This is a genomic window from Streptomyces dioscori (assembly GCF_003024195.1).
GTDB lineage: Bacteria > Actinomycetota > Actinomycetes > Streptomycetales > Streptomycetaceae > Streptomyces > Streptomyces dioscori.
This window is the reverse complement of record NZ_KZ679038.1, coordinates 810,064-825,110: the sequence shown is the minus strand read 5'-3', so window position 1 is coordinate 825,110 and position 15,047 is coordinate 810,064. Positions and strand designations below refer to the sequence as shown.

Sequence of the window (15,047 nt, the reverse complement as noted above, 5' to 3'; positions counted from 1 at the left end):
AAGAAGTCAGAGAAGGAACCATGTCGAACCGACGTATCAAGACACTCATGGCCGCCGTCGCGGTGGCCGCCGCCACCCTCGCCTCGGCCCTGCCGGCCGACGCCACCCCCACCCGTCCCACCCGCGAACCGCTGACCGACGTACGCATCGCCACCCACTTCGACGTGTCCGCGGGTCAACTGCCGGAGAACATAGCCCTGTTGCCCGACGGCACCGCGGCCGTCACCTTCGCGGCGAGCCGACAGGTGGCCGAAGTGAGCCCGCGGGGCGCGACCCGCGTCCTGGCGACCCTGCCGGCCCCCGCCGACGGCGGAGTCCACACCCCCGCCCTCGGCTTCCCGCTGGCCACCGGGATCGCCCGCACCCCGGACGGCACCCTGTACGTGCTGTACGCGACCGGGACCGCCGACCTGACAGGCCTGTGGCGGCTGCGCCCCGGGAAGGCCCCGCAGCGCATCGCCGCACTGCCCGAGGACGGTCTGCCCAACGGACTGGCTCTGGACGAACGCGGCAAGCGCCTCTACATCACCGACTCGGTGCTCGGCACGGTGTGGACCGTCCCCGTCACCGGCGGCACCCCCACCGCCTGGTCCACCGCACCCGAACTCACCCCCACCGGCTTCCTCGGCGTCAACGGAGCGAAGGTGCACGACGGCGCGCTCTGGGTGACCAATCTCGATCAGGGCACCCTCCTGCGCATACCGATCCGTCCGGGAAACCGCGCGGGCACCCCGCAGGTCAAGGCGTCGGACCCGGACCTGGTCGGAATCGACGACTTCGCCTTCACCGGACACGGCGACGACGTCCTGGCCACGCTCAACACCACCAACAGGGTCGTGCACATCCGGCCCGACGGCACCCGGACCACCGTCCTGGACACCGCCGACGGACTCCAGAACCCCAGCTCCGTGGCGCTGCGCGGCAAGGAGGTGTACGTGCTCAGCGCCGCCTACGCCACGGCCACGGACCCCAACCTGCTGCGCGCCCGCCTGCGCGGCCACGGCCACCGGTAGCACCCGGCCGCGCGGGACGGCGGAGCGGCGATCCTGTCCCTCAGGTCGTTTCTCCGCCCTCCCGCAGGACGTCGAGGGCCGTGAGGGCCACGTGCAGTCCGGTCCGCCGCTCACCGGATTCGAGGTCGCAGTCCAGCAGCCGCTCGATGGTGCGCAGACGCTGGTAGACGGTCTCCCGGGACAGCCCGCCGAGCCGGGCGGCACCGGTCTTGCTGCCCGCGGCGTCCAGATAGTGCCGCAGGGTCGTCAGGAGGTCGGTGCCGTGCCGGCCGTCATGGTCGACGAGCCGGCCGAGCTGCCGTTCGGCGTACTCCTGGACACGGGTGTCCTCGCGCAGCGCGTACAGCAGGCGGCGCAGTCCGATGTCGGACAGTTCGTTGTACGACCTGCCCGCGGTGAGGGGCCGGCCCGGACAGGTTGCTTCCGCGACGCGGGACGCCTCACGGAAGGAACGGGCGGTACGGGCCAGGTCCATGACCTCGGAACCGATACTCACGACGGCACACGGGTCCACCTCCAGCGCGCTGCGGCCCAGTTGCTCCACGGTGGACCGCCACGGCTGGGAGGGGCGCAGGGCCAGCAGGACGCCGAGCCGCGCGGGCGCCAGCGTGCCGACCAGCGCGGCCGTGCCCGTCGTGGCCAGCTCCTGGGACAGCCGGGCCTCCAGGCCGGTGCCGTCGACCGGCGTCCGGAGGTCCATCAGGACCGCGAGGAAGACGGTGCCCTCGGTGGGCAGGCCCAGCGCGGCGAGGCGCGCGCGGGCGTCCGCGGGAGAGCGGTGGCGCTGCTCGGCGAGATCGCGCAGCGCGCTCCGGTGCGCTGTGCGCTCCCAGGGCGTGGCGTGGATGAGGCGGGCGATCGTCAGGGCCATCGCCGTCCGCTCCAGGACGGTGACGTCCTGCGGCCCGAACCCCGCCGACGGCACCGGGGACGGCAGCAGGGCGACGCGTCCCCAGAGTTCGCCCTGGTACTCCACGGGCGCCACGAGCCAGCCCTCCGGACCGGCGACCTCGGGACCGGCGACGTCCGGACCGGCGACCTCGGGACCGGTGACTTCTGGGTCGGTCACCCCCTGGCCGGTCGTCTCTGAGCGGGCGGCCCGGGGCGCCGGCCCGTGGTGCGTCGCCCGCGTCGCCCGGGAGCGCTGCTCCCAGCCGGACAGTGCTTCGTCCACGGTGCTGCCGGACGGCTCGCAGATCAGCGCCTGGTGCACCAGGTTCTCCAGCACGACCGTGCGGCCGCTCATCTCCGCCGCCGCGCGGACGACGTCCTCGGGTCCGGCGCCCCGCAGCGTCAGGGCGGTGAACGCCTCGTGGATGCGCTGGGTCCGCCGCACGGCGTCCGCCTGGCTGCCGAGGATGAGGGTGTGGACGACCTGGGTGACCTCAAGGAAGTTGACGTCCTCGGCCAGGGTGACGAGCGGCAGGCCACGGACGCGGCACGCCTGGATGAGCGGGCCGGGCGGGCGATGGAAGCGCCGTACGAGTTCGATGACCAGGGCCGCGGCCCCGATGTCGGCCAGTTCGTCGACATAGCGGCGTACGCCCGCCGGGTCCTCGGGCAGCGGCATACCGGTGGTCAGCACGAGTTCGCCGCCCTTGAGGAAGGAGGCGGGGTCGGTGAGTTCGGTGATGTGGACCCAGCGGACCGGCCGGTCGAGGCGGGTCGCCCCGGCGACCACCTCCGGCCGGCCCGCGGCCAGGACGGGCAGGGCCAGGACGTCGGCGACGGTGAGCACGCGGCCCGCGGGAGCTGCGCCCGCCGGCCCTTCGGCCGTGTAGGACATCCGGGGCGTCCGGGGCGTTTCGGCGTACTCGCTCATGGTGCGTGCCTGCCCGTCCGGACCCCGTGACAAGCGTGGCTGACCTGCGCACGGTTGACACAACGTCCGAACCACGCAGCCCCGCCGGACAGTTCACTCATTGCCGCCTGCCGCCCCCGTCGAGATGCTCGCAGTTCCGGAGCAGACGACGACGCACGGCCGGGAGACGCACATGACCGCACTGTCGCCGCACCTTCGCCAGGCCACCCCCGTGGTGGCCGTCCGGGGCGAGGGCGTCCACCTCTACGGTGAGGACGGCCGCCGCTATCTGGACTTCACCGCGGGCATCGGCGTGACCAGCACCGGGCACTGCCATCCGAGGGTCGTCGAAGCCGCCCGGGAACAGGTGGGCACGCTGATCCACGGGCAGTACACGACGGTCATGCACCGGCCGCTGCGCCGGCTCGTCGACAAACTCGGTGAGGTGCTGCCCGCAGGCCTCGACAGCCTCTTCTTCACCAACTCCGGGAGCGAGGCGGTGGAGGCCGCGCTGCGGCTGGCCCGGCAGGCCACCTGCCGCCCGAACGTGCTGGTCTGCCACGGCGGATTCCACGGCCGGACCGTGGCCGCCGCCGCCATGACGACGTCCGGCACCCGATTCCGCTCCGGCTTCTCCCCGCTGATGAGCGGCGTGGTCGTCATCCCGTTCCCGACGGCCTACCGGTACGGCTGGGACGAGGAGACCGCCACCCGCTTCGCCCTCCAGGAGCTCGACCACACGCTCCAGACGATCTCCTCGCCCGCCGACACGGCCGCCGTCATCGTCGAACCGGTGCTCGGCGAGGGCGGTTACGTGCCCGCGACCCGCGCCTTCATGGAAGGGCTGCGGGAACGCGCCGACCGGCACGGCTTCCTGCTGATCCTCGACGAGGTACAGACGGGCGTGGGGCGCACCGGCCGGTTCTGGGGACACGACCACTTCGGCGTCACGCCCGACATCCTGGTCACCGCCAAGGGCTTGGCCAGCGGATTCCCGCTGTCCGGCATCGCCGCCCCCGAGGAGCTGATGGCCAGGGCGTGGCCCGGCTCGCAGGGCGGCACCTACGGCGCCAACGCGGTGGCGTGCGCCGCGGCCTGCGCGACCCTGGACGTCGTACGCGACGAGAAGCTGGTCGAGAACGCCGACGCGATGGGGGCACGGCTGCGCCAGGGGCTGGAGGCGGTGGCCGGCCGGACGCCCGCCATCGGGGACGTACGGGGCCTCGGGCTGATGCTGGGCAGCGAGTTCGTCGACGCGGACGGCGGCCCCGACCCCGGGACCGCCTCCCGCGTTCAGCGGGCCGCCGTCGACGAGGGCCTGCTCCTGCTGCTGTGCGGCGCCTGGAACCAGGTCGTACGCATGATCCCGGCGCTGGTGATCGACGAGACGGCGGTGGACGCGGGACTTGAGGCATGGGCGGCGGCGGTGGAGGCCGGTACGTCACCGGCTGCCTCGGACCGATGAAGGACCGGCCCCGGCTCGCGTCCCGGCCCGCGTCCTGGCCCGCGTCCCCCCCCCGTGCCCAGCCGTCCGCCCCGCCGCCGACCGACTCAGGAGTGACACCATGACCGACGCCCTGGCCGGCACCCCGACCCGGTTGTTCATCGGCGGTGCCTGGGTGGATGCCGCGGACGGCGCCACCCTGCCCGTCGACGACCCCGCGACCGGCGAGATCCTCTGCCATGTCGCCGACGGAGGCCTCAAGGAGGCCAGGCTCGCGGAGGACGCCGCCGTACGGGCTCAGGAGGCGTGGGCCCGTACCGCGCCCCGGGCCCGCAGCGAGATCCTGCGCCGCGCACACGAACTGGTCCTCGAACGGACCGAGCGACTCGCCCACTTGATGACGTCCGAGATGGGCAAGCCGCTCGCCGAGGCCAGGGGTGAGGTGGCGTACGCCGCCGAATTCTTCCGGTGGTTCGCCGAGGAGGCGGTACGCGTCGACGGCGGCTACGGCACGCTGCCCGACGGGCGGCACCGCATGCTGCTCTCCCGCCGCCCGGTCGGCCCCTGTCTGCTGATCACCCCGTGGAACTTCCCGCTGGCCATGGGAGCCCGCAAGATCGGCCCGGCGATCGCGGCGGGCTGCACGACGGTGCTCAAACCGGCCCCGCAGACACCGCTGTCCAGCCTCGCGCTGGCCGCGATCCTCCAGGAGGCCGGGCTGCCGGACGGCGTCCTGAACGTGGTCACCACCTCGCGCGCAGGAGAGGTCTGCGAGCCACTGCTGCGCGGCGGGCGCATCCGCAAGCTGTCCTTCACCGGCTCCACCCAGGTCGGGCGGCTGCTGCTGGCGCAGTGCGCGGACGCTGTCGTACGCACCTCGATGGAACTGGGCGGCAACGCGCCCTTCGTGGTCTTCGGCGACGCGGACCTCGACAAGGCCGTGGACGGGGCGATGACCGCCAAGATGCGCAACATGGGAGAGGCGTGCACCGCCGCCAACCGCTTCTTCGCGCACCGGTCGGTGGCCGAGGAGTTCGGCGAGCGGCTCGCCCGGCGGATGGCGGCGCTCGTCGTGGGTCCGGGCACGCGCACGGGAGTCGACGTGGGCCCGCTGATCGACGCGAAGGGCCGCGCCAAGGTGGCGGACCTGGTCGCGGACGCGGTGGCACGCGGCGCCCGGGTGCTCGTCGGCGGCCGTACCCCCGAAGGGCCGGGGTGCTTCTATCCGCCGACCGTGCTCGCCGACGTCGACACCGGCAGCCGGCTGATGGACACGGAGATCTTCGGCCCGGTCGCCGCGATCCTCGCCTTCGACGACGAGGACGAGGTGGTCCGCCGCGCCAACGACACGCCCTGGGGGCTGGTCGGCTACGTCTTCACCGAGGAGCTGGACCGCGCCCTACGCGTCAGCGAACGCCTTGAGGTGGGCATGGTCGGCCTCAACACCGGCCTCGTCTCGAACCCGGCGGCCCCCTTCGGCGGCGTCAAGCAGTCCGGCCTGGGCAGGGAGGGCGGCCGAGTGGGCATCGACGAATTCCTGGACTACCAGTACGTGGCGATCCCCCGTACATGACGGGGCGCCCCGAAAGGGGCGCGGGGAACTGCGCGCCCAGCCACGACGAGCCCGCGGCGCAGAACACACCCCAGCCCGCCCTGTCGGCCGCAGGCCACAGGCCACAGGCCACAGACCGTGCGCCGCCGCAGACCCGGGGACCACATCACGCCGCCCACGGCGTCATGATGACCCCATGACCCACCTGCGCATCCGTATCGAGGCCGTGGACCTCCCCGGCCGCACCCACCCCGTCCCCATCAGCCGCAACGGCCCGGAAGAGCCCCGCGAGGTCTACGTGGCCGTACAGCGCCGCAACCGGCCGGGCGAACTGCTCGACCCCCACCCCGGGGACGCGGAGTCGGCGACCTGGACGCTGGAGTGCACGGCGACGCCGACGGAGACGCCGACCGGCACCGACGTGCAGAGCCCCTGCGTGCAGGGCCCCTACGTGCAGGACCGCCTGGGCCGTCGCTTCGTCTACCTGTCCTGGGGCACGCTCGACGACGAGGGCGTCTTCTCGATGTTCCGGCGCGCCAAGCTCATGCTCGACATGGTCCCCACGGACGTACTCGCGGAGGCCGCCCGCGAGGGCGTACTGGTGGCACGCCTGGGCCTGACCGACCCCCAGGGCGGCCCCCTGCGCGCACGGGTCGTACCCCCGCACGTCATCTGGACCGCCGAACGCGACACCCGTGACACTCCCGGCACCCACGCGCCGCCCGGCGTCGCGAAGGACGCCCGATGAAGACCCCCGAACTCACTTGTGGCGATTGAGCGTTCCCAGCACGATCCCCACCGCGGCGAGTACGACGCCCACCACGATCGACCAGGTCGGCACGGTCTCCAGGCCTTTGTAGGCGAGGAAGTTCAGGCTGTGGGTCAGGTGCATGGGATCCCTCTCCGTCCGGACGGCGTCACTGCCGTGTGCCCGCCCCTTCGGCCGGGAACCCGGCCAGGAGCGACGGCGCGCACCCGGCCGTGATCCGCGTCAGCAGTGATCCACCGTGGCCAGAGAGTTTCCCTCCGCGTCGTTGTCCGCTCGAATGCGGGGCACACGCACGCGTACGGGCGTCGCGCCACAGGGCGCCCGTGGCTCCGGAACCGGGAGGTGTGATGTCCACGCAGACCCACCGCCTGACCATCACCCAGATCACCGACTGCGAGCACTGCGCGGTCCTGCGGGTCAGCGGCGAACTCGACCAGAGTTGCGAGGAGTACTTCCTGGGCACCCTCGCCGCCATCGTCGACGCGGGGCGACGGCATCTGGTGCTCGATGTGACAGCTCTCGTGTTCTGCGACTCACGTGGGCTGAACTGCCTGCTCGCGATCAGATGGCTGCTGAAACGCCTGGACGGCAGGCTCATCCTGGCCGGAGCGGGCCGCAGACTCTCGGAGCTGCTCGTACAGACGGGCAGTACGGAGCTGCTGCCCGTCCGCCGCACGGTCGGGCTGGCCCTGCTGGAACTCCCCGAGGCCCATCGCCCCGTCTGGCCCCCCGCGCCGGACCCCGACGAGAAGTCTTGACGACGAGCAGGGCGGGGGCGTCGCCGGAGCGGCCGGACGCGAAAAACGCCGGGCCCGCCACTACGGGGGGAAGTGACGGGACCGGCTGAGGTACAACCTGCCACACTCGCGCTTGAAAATACGGTTCTTTGGGCGGCGGGCGAGCAAAAGAATCGTGATGGTGTCCCCGCGACGGGCACGACGGGCACGATGGCCACGACGGGCGGTCACCAACCCGTCAGCAGCAGATGGTTGAGGAGCAGGGCGAGTACCGCCTGGGCGCCCAACCAGGCCCGGGGGCGGCTGAGCAGCGCGCATGCCGGGAGCAGCCACATCGCGAAGGGCAGCCAGATGCGTTCGGTCTCGGCCTTGCTCATCCCGGACAGGTCGGCGGCGAGCAGGGCGAGCAGAGCGCACAGGACGAGCAGGGCGAGCCGGGTCCGGGCGCCCGCCCCCGGCGACTCGGCGGCCGTCCCGGAGGAGGCGGCGAAGGCCGTCTCAGGCTCGGCGCCGGGAACTTCACGTACGCCCTCCGTCCCTCGGGGCTCGCGGCGGGGCAGCAGCTCGCGGCGGCCCCGGATCAGTGCGACGGCCGTCCGCCGGAGACCCGCCGCCGTCGCGAGGCCCGTGATGAGGACCGTGCACGCGAGGTTCGCCCACACCCAGTAGCCGTAGGGCCGGATACCGCCCGCGCCGTCGTAGTAGCGCTCGACCAGGACGTGGTACGCCTCCCACCAGTCGAACCCGGCGAGCGTGAACGCCACGGGGACGACGGCGAACCCGGCGACCAGGAAGGCGAGGCGGGAGACGAGGCAGGGGAGCACCCGGACCCGGCTCCGCCCGAGGAACAGCACGCCCGCGCCGATCACCGCCATGAGCGTGAGCCCGTACGAGAGGTAGCAGGTCAGGCCGAACAGGAGGCCGGCGGTGAAGGCGGCGGCTCTGGTCCGGGGGCTTTTCGGTGCGGTCACGGCGAGTGCGAGTGCCGCGATCGACCAGGCGGCGACCGCGGCGAAGTACGCGTCGGCCGACGTGCCCATCCACACCGCGGCCGGCGCGAGCACCAGGAACGGGGCCGCGCGCCGCGCCGACTCCTCGTCGGCGAGTTTGCGCACGGTCACCAGTACGGCGACGCAGGCGGTGGCGCCCACCGTGATGCACCAGGCCCCGGCCCAGCCGCCGCCGCTCAGCCCCATCCGGTCGAGGACGACGAAGGTGAGGGAGGCGGCGGGCGGATGTCCGGCCACATGGGGCGGCCAGTGGTCCGGTGAGTCGAGCGGGATGTGGCGGGTGAAGTCCCGCAGGGTCTCCGGGATGTCGTGGAAGCGGTCGATGACCTGGAGGTACTCGTAACGGGTGGTGAGCCGGGCGGCCACGCCCCGGTGCCATCCGTCGATCAGGGCCAGCGACCAGATCCAGGCCATGGCGCCCGTCCAGGAGGCGCCCAGCAGCGCACGCCAGGGCAGGCGCGCCGCGAGGACGGGGCCGTACGCCACGACGCCGAGCGCGACCGCCGCCGCGGCCGGAGTGCCCGGACCGACGTGCGGATCCCAACTCGCCCACAGGGGAGGCCAGTTCGCGAACAGGGTGTGGTCGGTCTCCTCGATGTGCCGGCCGATCAGCACGGCGGCGAGGACGAGGAGCACGGCGACCGACGCCGCGAACAGGTCACGTGAGGTCAGGTGGCGCAGAGGGGAGCGGATCACACCGGAACGCTAGGGCGACCGAGGGCGTTCCGAGCCTCCCGCCGTGCGGACGTCAGCGTTTCGTCATGGTTCGCAGGCCCTGCCCGGGGCCCTTTCCTGCCTACGGTCGGGCCATGCGCGACCACTCCCCAAGGCTTCCCACCTCACCCGGTTTCTGGCGCAGTCCGCTGCGCGGTCCCTGGTTCACCTCGGTACTCGGCCTCGTCCTGCTCGTCGGCATCACCGTGCTGTTCGTGACAGGCCTGCTGTCCTACGCCGCCTACAACCCCGGCCTGTCGCCGGTGAACGACAAGACCCCGGACAAGGGCATCCTCGGTTTCTACCTCTTCGCGTGGCCCACCGGCCCGTACTGGCTCTACCGCCTCACACAAGGGGTTCACGTCACGCTCGGCGTCACCCTGATCCCCGTGCTGCTGGCCAAGCTGTGGTCGGTGGTGCCGAAGCTGTTCGCGCTGCCGCCGGCCCGTTCGCTCACCCACGCGCTGGAGCGGATCTCGTTGCTTCTGCTGGTCGGGGGCGCGCTGTTCGAGTTCGTGACCGGCGTGCTCAACGTCCAGCTCGACTACCTCTTCCCGGGGTCCTTCTACCCGCTCCACTTCTACGGCGCGTGGGTGTTCTTCGCCGCGTTCGTCACCCACGCCGTACTGAAGACCCCGGCCGCCGTACGGAACGTACGCCGCATGCGGCAGGGCCAGGAGGCAGCGGACGGAGGGGAGTTGGTCCCTCCCCGGCCCGATCCGGCGACCGTCACCCGGCGTGGGGCGCTGTGGTTCGTCGGCGGTGGGTCCCTGCTGCTGTTCGGGACGACGGCGGGGCGGAGCTTCGACGGGCCGCTGCGGCGCACGGCCCTCCTCGCGCCGCACGGCGGAGCCGACCCGGGCAGCGGCCCGAACGGCTTCCAGATCAACAAGACGGCCGCCTACGCGGGCATCGACGACGCGGAGACGGGCGAGGACGCATGGCGGCTCGTCGTCACGGGACGGACGGGCACGGTCCGGCTGAGCAGGGCCGAGCTGCTTCACCTTCCGCTCCACAGCGCGGCGTTGCCGATCGCGTGTGTCGAAGGCTGGTCGACCTCGGACCAGTGGTGGCGCGGTGTGCGGCTCCGTGACCTCGCGGCGCTCGTCGGCCACGACGACGATCCGCCGGACGTCCTCGTCGAGTCCCTCCAGCGGCACGGCTCCTTCCGCCGCGCGGCCCTGCGCGCCAACCAGGTCGCGGACCCGCGCTCCCTGCTCGCCCTGCAGGTCAACGGCGAGGACCTGAGCCCGGATCACGGCTACCCGGCACGGATCGTCGTGCCCGCCGCGCCCGGTGTGCTGAACACGAAATGGGTGGCCCGCATGACGTTCGGAGACCTGTGATGAGGAAACCGCCCAAGGGGACCGCGCAACTCCTGCTGCTCGCCTGCTCGTTCGCCCTCGCGGGCTATGCCGGGGTACGGCTGCTCGGCGACGACTGGCTCGGGGTGACCCTGTGGTTCGTGGGGGCGGCCCTGCTGCACGACCTGGTGCTGCTGCCGTTGTACGCGGTGGCGGACCGCGGGGTCGTCCGGGTGTTCGGCGCGGCCGGCCACCGGGAGCGGACGATGTACGTCCGTGTCCCGGCGGCCCTGTCCGCGCTGCTCCTGCTGGTCTGGTTCCCGCTGATCGGTGGTCAGGTGGACCGGCGGTACGGGATGGCGACCGGGCTGCCCGCGGACGGCTTCCTCGGCCGCTGGCTGCTGATCACCGCCGTCCTCTTCGCCGGGTCGGCGCTGCTCTTCCTGCTGCGCCTGAGGCTCCGGCTGCGCAGGGCGACGAAGGACCGTCCGCCGGTCGCCCACTGATCGACGGCGGTCCAGTCCGCGCGCGTCGCGTGCCGGATCAGGGCGCGCGTTCCGATCCGGGCCCAGGGGAACGGCGTACCCGGTGTGGGGGGAGTGCCGGGGCCGTCGGCGCCGCGCGCGTCCGTGATGTGTACGCGGACGCGCTCGTCGACGTCCATCGGCACGGTCTCGGCGATCAGCAGCCCGGCCGGGACCAGCAGGTCGGTCAGCCTGGCGAGGAGCGCGCGCGGATCGCCGCCGATGCCGATGTTGCCGTCGACGAGGAGGGCGGTGTCCCAGCGGCCCTCGGCGGGGAGCGGCTCGAAGACGGAGCGGCGCAGGGCGGGGCCGCCGAGCCGGGTGGTCCGGCTGACGGCCGCCGCGCTGACGTCGATGCCGAGGACACGCCGTCCCTGCCCGGCGAGTTCCGCGACGAGCCGGCCCGGGCCGCAGCCGATGTCGAGGACGGAACCCTCGCACCGGCCCAGGATCTCCAGGTCCACCGCGTCGGCGCGGGCACACCAGCGTTCCACCTCCAACGGCAGCAGCCAGCCGTCGGCCCGGCGCAGGAAGAGGGGGCCGCGGCCGGTGCGCAGCGCGCGGGTGTACGGGTCGGCGCCGGCCCAGGCGGGCTGGGCGGGCGCCGGGACCAGGCCGCCCACTGCGGAGTCGGCCACCGGGGATTCGTTCATGGGTCCGTTCACGGGTCGGTTCATCGGCCGGCGACCGCCGTGAGTTCCGCGAGACGGGCGGCGAAACGGCCCTGCGGCACGAGCGCGGCGACCGCCTCGGCGTCGGCGGCCGTGTCGACGTCCCGCAGCGGCGGCAGGTCGCGTACGCGCAGCCCGGCGGAGATGAGCCGGGCCCGCTGCACGGCCCCGGTGGCGGGCGTCGACATCGGCACGCCGCGCAGCAGCCGAGGGTCGGGTTCGGCCAGCCCCAGTGCCCAGAAACCGCCGTCCTCGGCCGGACCGAAGACGGCGTCGCAGTGCGTGAAGTCCACGCTGAGCAGGGCCGGTGTCACCTGAGGTGTGTCCATTCCGATGAGCAGCGTGGGGCCGTCACAGCCGGCGAAGGCCGCGGCCAGCCGCTCGTCGAGACCCCCGTCGCACTGCGGTACGACGTCGAAGCCGGGCGGCAGCCAGGGGCCCGGCGCCCCTTCCAGGACGAGTACCCGGCGGATGGCGGGCGTGGTGGCCACGGCGTACAGAGTGTCGGCGAGGGCCGCCCCGGCGAGGGCCGCGGCCTCCGCGGGGGTGAACGGCGGAGTGAGCCGGGTCTTGACCCGCCCCGGCAGCGGCTCCTTGGCGATGACGAGCAGGGTGGTCATCGGGGGGTGCCTCCTGGGGCGGCTGGGAGTGAAGGGGTGGGTTCGGCCAGTACGCGGCTCATGTCCCGGACGGCCTGCCAGGTGCCGAGCCAGGTGCCGGTCACCTTGGAGGCGCCGGTACGGGGCAGATAGGGCACGTCGTGCTCGGCGATCCGCCAGCCCGCGTCGGCGGCGCGCACGACCATCTGCAGCGGATAGCCGCTGCGCCGGTCGGTGAGCCCGAGGGCCAGCAGGGACTCGCGGCGCGCGGCGCGCAGCGGACCGAGGTCGTGCAGCCGGAGCCCGGTGCGGCGGCGCAGCAGCCGGGCGAGCGCGAGGTTGCCGGCCCGGGCGTGGGCGGGCCAGGCGGACCGGCCTTCCGGGCGGCGTCTGCCCAGCACCAAGTCGGCCTCACCCGACCGTACTTGGCGTACGAAGGGGATGAGGAGCGACGGATCGAGCGAGGCGTCGCAGTCGCAGAAGCAGACGATGTCGGCGGTGGCGGCGGCGAGTCCCGCGTGGCAGGCGGCCCCGAAGCCGCGGCGCGGTTCGTCGACGACGTGTGCGCCGAGAGCGCGGGCGATGTCGGCCGAGCCGTCCGTGGAGCCGTTGTCCACGACGAGGGCCCGCCAGCCGGGCGGGATCCTGGCGAGGACCCAGGGCAGGGCCTCGGCCTCGTTCAGGCAGGGGAGGACCACGTCGACGGGAGGTGGGGCGGGAGGGGTTGTCACGCCCTTCACCCTACGAACGCGAAATACGCATTTCGGGCATCGGGTCCTTACGAAACAGGGACGTCGGGGTGCGGGGGCGGCACGCGGGACAGCGCGGTGCGAGGCTTGGCGCATGCACCAGCCGCACGAACCGACACCGGCTCCTCGCGCCGCCCCGCAGACCGCCCGCATCCTGGTGGTCGACGACGACCCCACCGTGGCCGAGGTCGTCTCCGGATACCTCGACCGTGCCGGATACGGCGTCGACCGGGCGGGCGACGGCCCCGACGCGCTCGCGCGCGCCGCAGCGCACTGGCCCGACCTCGTGGTCCTGGACCTGATGCTGCCCGGCATGGACGGCCTTGAGGTGTGCCGGCGGCTGCGCGAACGCGGACCCGTGCCCGTCATCATGCTCACCGCCCGTGGTGACGAGGACGACCGGATCATGGGTCTCGAAGTGGGCGCGGACGACTACGTCACCAAGCCGTTCAGCCCGCGCGAACTGGTGCTGCGGGTGGAGTCGGTGCTGCGCCGCACCCGGCCCGCCGTCGCCGCACGGCCACTGAGCGCGGCCGGGCTGACCGTTGATCCCGCCGCGCGCCGCGCCTCCAAGCAGGGCACGGAACTCGCCCTCACCCTGCGGGAGTTCGACCTGCTGGCCTTCCTCCTGCGCCATCCGGGCCGCGCGTTCGCCCGGGAGGATCTGATGCGCGAGGTGTGGGGGTGGGACTTCGGTGACCTGTCGACCGTGACCGTGCACGTCCGGCGGCTGCGCGGCAAGGTCGAGGACGATCCCGCGAGGCCCCGGCTGATCCAGACGGTATGGGGCGTCGGCTACCGATTCGACCCGACGGGCGCCGCACCCACCCTCACGGGCGGCGCCGTCGGTTCCGCCCTCACGGGTGGCGCCCCTGGTCGCACCGGCGACGCACCCGTCCTCACCGGCGACACCCCCGGCCCCGCCGCAGGCGACCCCGCCCTCACCCGTGAGAACCGCCCGGATCCCACCGTCGACGACGGCCGTCAGGGGGAGGCGGAGCATGCCTAAGATGCTGCTGATCGCCCTGTACGCCTTCGCGGGTGCCGCCGCCGCGGGGCTGGCCGGAGCGGGTGCGCTGCGGCTGATCCGGCGCCGTTCGCTGACGGTGTCCCTCGCCGTGGTGGTCGCCGTGGCGGTGACCGCGATGCTCGCCGGAACGCTGGCCGTGGCGCAGGCGATGTTCCTGTCCGCGCACGATCTGAGCGTGGTCACCACGGTCGTCGCAATGGCGGCCGTCGTCTCCATGGCCACCGCGCTGCTGCTCGGCCGCTGGGTGGTCGCCCGCAGCCGCGAACTCGCCGTGGCCGCCCGTTCCTTCGGCGACGGCGGCGACTTCACCGCCCCCGACGCCCCGGCGACCGCCGAACTCGCGGAGGTCAGCCGTGAACTGGCGGCCACCAGCGCCAGACTCGCCGAGTCCCGGATGCGCGAGCGCGCCCTGGAGTCCTCCCGCCGCGAACTCGTCGCCTGGATCTCGCACGACCTGCGCACCCCGCTCGCCGGGCTGCGCGCGATGTCGGAGGCGCTGGAGGACGGCGTGGCGACCGACCCCCAGCGTTATCTGCGCCAGATCCGTACCGAGGTCGACCACCTCAACGACATGGTCGGCGACCTCTTCGAACTCTCCCGCATCCACGCCGGGACACTCGCGCTGTCCCTGTCCCGCATGTCGTTGTACGACCTGGTCAGCGACGCCCTCGCCGGAGCGGACCCGCTCGCCCGCCGGCACGGCGTACGGCTGGTGGGCGACTTCGTCGAACCGGTGCCGGTCGAGGTGGACGGCAAGGAGATGAGCCGGGTCCTCGGCAACCTCCTGGTCAACGCGATCCGGCGGACCCCGGCCGACGGCACGGTCGCGGTGGCCGCCGCCCGCTCGGCCGACGGAGTCGTTCTGTCCGTCAGCGACGGCTGCGGCGGCATTCCCGAGCAGGACCTCCCGCGCGTCTTCGACACGGGCTGGCGGGGCTCCGACGCCCGCACGCCCCCGGCCGGTGCCGGCCTCGGACTCGCCATCGTCCAGGGCATCGTGGAGGCCCACCGGGGCCGCGCCACCGTGCGCAACATCTCCGGCGGCTGCCGCTTCGAAGTGACCCTGCCCGCGGCGACCGGAACCTGAGAGTGAGCGGCAACAGACGAAGTCGGTGAGCCACTTGCGTACC

General features: G+C 73.2%; 14 protein-coding genes and 1 pseudogene. 9 read left to right on the top strand and 6 right to left on the bottom strand.

Annotated elements, in window-relative coordinates:
* Nucleotides 1-20 precede the first annotated feature (20 nt).
* A complete protein-coding gene (locus tag C6Y14_RS03580; RefSeq protein WP_107014924.1) occupies nucleotides 21-1,013 on the top strand; it encodes an SMP-30/gluconolactonase/LRE family protein in 993 nt (330 codons plus the stop codon).
* Between the two features lie 40 nt (nucleotides 1,014-1,053).
* On the opposite strand, the gene C6Y14_RS03575 is transcribed toward C6Y14_RS03580, so the two are convergent.
* Complete coding sequence (locus tag C6Y14_RS03575; RefSeq protein WP_107014923.1) at nucleotides 1,054-2,799, bottom strand: PucR family transcriptional regulator; 1,746 nt, start codon at nucleotides 2,797-2,799, stop codon at nucleotides 1,054-1,056.
* 208 nt (nucleotides 2,800-3,007) lie between these two features.
* On the opposite strand from C6Y14_RS03575, the gene C6Y14_RS03570 reads away from it, so the two are divergent.
* The 3 genes from C6Y14_RS03570 to C6Y14_RS03560 all read left to right on the top strand — a co-directional run bounded on the left by C6Y14_RS03570 (nucleotide 3,008) and on the right by C6Y14_RS03560 (nucleotide 6,558).
* Nucleotides 3,008-4,279 carry an aspartate aminotransferase family protein gene (locus tag C6Y14_RS03570; RefSeq protein WP_107014922.1) on the top strand — a complete coding sequence of 424 codons (1,272 nt, stop codon included), beginning with the start codon at nucleotides 3,008-3,010 and terminating at the stop codon, nucleotides 4,277-4,279.
* A gap of 100 nt (nucleotides 4,280-4,379) precedes the next feature.
* The gene (locus C6Y14_RS03565; protein ID WP_107014921.1) at nucleotides 4,380-5,831 is read left to right on the top strand and encodes an NAD-dependent succinate-semialdehyde dehydrogenase; all 1,452 of its coding nucleotides are present in this window, start codon (nucleotides 4,380-4,382) and stop codon (nucleotides 5,829-5,831) included.
* Between the two features lie 175 nt (nucleotides 5,832-6,006).
* The gene (locus tag C6Y14_RS03560; protein ID WP_107014920.1) at nucleotides 6,007-6,558 is read left to right on the top strand and encodes a DUF5990 family protein; all 552 of its coding nucleotides are present in this window, start codon (nucleotides 6,007-6,009) and stop codon (nucleotides 6,556-6,558) included.
* A 12-nt stretch (nucleotides 6,559-6,570) separates the two neighbouring features.
* Here the strand turns inward: C6Y14_RS03560 and C6Y14_RS45475 are convergent, their stop codons facing one another.
* Nucleotides 6,571-6,702 (bottom strand): hypothetical protein, encoded by a 132-nt coding sequence (locus C6Y14_RS45475; RefSeq protein ID WP_263973011.1) that lies wholly within the window; start codon nucleotides 6,700-6,702, stop codon nucleotides 6,571-6,573.
* A gap of 224 nt (nucleotides 6,703-6,926) precedes the next feature.
* Between C6Y14_RS45475 and C6Y14_RS03555 the strand changes: the two genes are divergently transcribed.
* The gene (locus C6Y14_RS03555) at nucleotides 6,927-7,337 is read left to right on the top strand and encodes an STAS domain-containing protein (RefSeq protein ID WP_107014919.1); all 411 of its coding nucleotides are present in this window, start codon (nucleotides 6,927-6,929) and stop codon (nucleotides 7,335-7,337) included.
* A gap of 206 nt (nucleotides 7,338-7,543) precedes the next feature.
* Here the strand turns inward: C6Y14_RS03555 and C6Y14_RS03550 are convergent, their stop codons facing one another.
* Nucleotides 7,544-9,022 carry a hypothetical protein gene (locus C6Y14_RS03550; protein WP_225890863.1) on the bottom strand — a complete coding sequence of 493 codons (1,479 nt, stop codon included), beginning with the start codon at nucleotides 9,020-9,022 and terminating at the stop codon, nucleotides 7,544-7,546.
* A gap of 113 nt (nucleotides 9,023-9,135) precedes the next feature.
* Here C6Y14_RS03550 and C6Y14_RS03545 point away from each other — a divergent pair, with 113 nt between their 5' ends.
* Together C6Y14_RS03545 and C6Y14_RS45665 are read left to right on the top strand one after the other, a co-directional pair.
* The gene (locus C6Y14_RS03545; protein ID WP_107014918.1) at nucleotides 9,136-10,386 is read left to right on the top strand and encodes a molybdopterin-dependent oxidoreductase; all 1,251 of its coding nucleotides are present in this window, start codon (nucleotides 9,136-9,138) and stop codon (nucleotides 10,384-10,386) included.
* Complete coding sequence (locus tag C6Y14_RS45665; RefSeq protein ID WP_404828707.1) at nucleotides 10,353-10,850, top strand: hypothetical protein; 498 nt, start codon at nucleotides 10,353-10,355, stop codon at nucleotides 10,848-10,850. Before C6Y14_RS03545 ends, C6Y14_RS45665 begins: the two co-directional genes overlap by 34 nt.
* Nucleotides 10,851-11,008: 158 nt before the next feature.
* Here the strand turns inward: C6Y14_RS45665 and C6Y14_RS45660 are convergent.
* The 3 genes and pseudogenes from C6Y14_RS45660 to C6Y14_RS03525 form a co-directional block, all read right to left on the bottom strand.
* Nucleotides 11,009-11,521, bottom strand: a pseudogene (locus tag C6Y14_RS45660) (class I SAM-dependent methyltransferase); the annotation flags it as partial.
* 20 nt (nucleotides 11,522-11,541) lie between these two features.
* Nucleotides 11,542-12,159 (bottom strand): TIGR04282 family arsenosugar biosynthesis glycosyltransferase, encoded by a 618-nt coding sequence (locus C6Y14_RS03530; RefSeq protein WP_107014917.1) that lies wholly within the window; start codon nucleotides 12,157-12,159, stop codon nucleotides 11,542-11,544.
* The gene (locus tag C6Y14_RS03525; protein ID WP_107014916.1) at nucleotides 12,156-12,878 is read right to left on the bottom strand and encodes a glycosyltransferase family 2 protein; all 723 of its coding nucleotides are present in this window, start codon (nucleotides 12,876-12,878) and stop codon (nucleotides 12,156-12,158) included. Before C6Y14_RS03525 ends, C6Y14_RS03530 begins: the two co-directional genes overlap by 4 nt.
* A gap of 103 nt (nucleotides 12,879-12,981) precedes the next feature.
* Between C6Y14_RS03525 and C6Y14_RS03520 the strand changes: the two genes are divergently transcribed.
* Nucleotides 12,982-13,896 carry a response regulator transcription factor gene (locus tag C6Y14_RS03520; protein ID WP_225890862.1) on the top strand — a complete coding sequence of 305 codons (915 nt, stop codon included), beginning with the start codon at nucleotides 12,982-12,984 and terminating at the stop codon, nucleotides 13,894-13,896.
* Nucleotides 13,889-15,004, top strand: a complete 1,116-nt coding sequence (locus C6Y14_RS03515) for a sensor histidine kinase (RefSeq protein WP_107014915.1) — start codon at nucleotides 13,889-13,891, stop codon at nucleotides 15,002-15,004. Before C6Y14_RS03520 ends, C6Y14_RS03515 begins: the two co-directional genes overlap by 8 nt.
* The last annotated feature ends 43 nt before the right edge of the window (nucleotides 15,005-15,047 follow it).